We start from the raw sequence: 949 nt of genomic DNA, 5'->3' as shown, positions 1-949 counted from the left end.
AGCAAAGCAACTACGCCAACGACGGCGCAACGGGCACCAACGCCCTCGCAGCCGGCGTGAACGCCAGCGCAGCAGGCGCCAGCAGCGTCGCGGTCGGCGACGGTTCGAACGCGCAGTCGGCAGGCGCAGTCGCCATCGGCCAGAACGCATCGGCAACAGGCGGCAAGGCCGTGTCGATCGGCTCCGGCAACACGGCAAGCGGCGACGGCGCAGTCGCGATCGGCGACCCGAGCATCGCAACGGGTACCGGCGCGGTGGCGATGGGTGCGAACGACACGGCGACCGGCAACGGCGCAGTGGCGCTCGGCAACGCGAACACGGCCAACGGCGCGAGCGCGCTCGCACTCGGCAGCTCGAACCAGGCGCTCGCCGACAACACGATCGCGCTCGGCAACGGCTCAGTGGCCAACGCCGTCGGCGCCCAGGCCTACGGCTCGGCTGCGCAGGCAACCGCCGCCGACGCACTCGCCTTCGGCTCGGGCGCAACGGCCAACGTCGCCAACTCGATCGCACTCGGCGCGAAATCGGTCACGAGCACCGCGAACCCGACGTCGAGCGCCACGATCGGCGGCGTCACGTACTTCTTCGCGGGCAGCTCGCCGGTCGGCGTGGTGAGCGTCGGCGCACAGGGCCAGGAACGCCAGATCACGAACGTCGCCGCCGGCCAGATCTCGGCCAGCAGCACGGACGCGATCAACGGCAGCCAGCTCAACGCGACGAACAACGCGGTGAATGCGCTGTCGACGTCGACCGCGTCGAACGTCGCGTCGCTGTCGACGGGCATCAACTCGCTGTCCACCGGCCTGAGCGCGACGAACAGCAACGTGGCCTCGCTGTCCACGTCGACCTCGACCGCGATCAACTCGCTGTCGACGGGCCTGAGCTCGACGAACAGCAACGTCAACTCGCTGTCGACGTCGACCTCGACCGGCATCGGCTCGCTGTCCAC

General features: G+C 69.9%; 1 pseudogene. It reads left to right on the top strand.

The features are described from left to right. Window positions 1-949, top strand: a pseudogene (locus G3N93_RS40915) (hypothetical protein); the annotation flags it as partial.

This window comes from Burkholderia sp. Se-20378, from assembly GCF_017104665.1.
Classification (GTDB): domain Bacteria; phylum Pseudomonadota; class Gammaproteobacteria; order Burkholderiales; family Burkholderiaceae; genus Burkholderia; species Burkholderia lata.
This window is presented reverse-complemented; position numbering and strand designations above follow the sequence as displayed.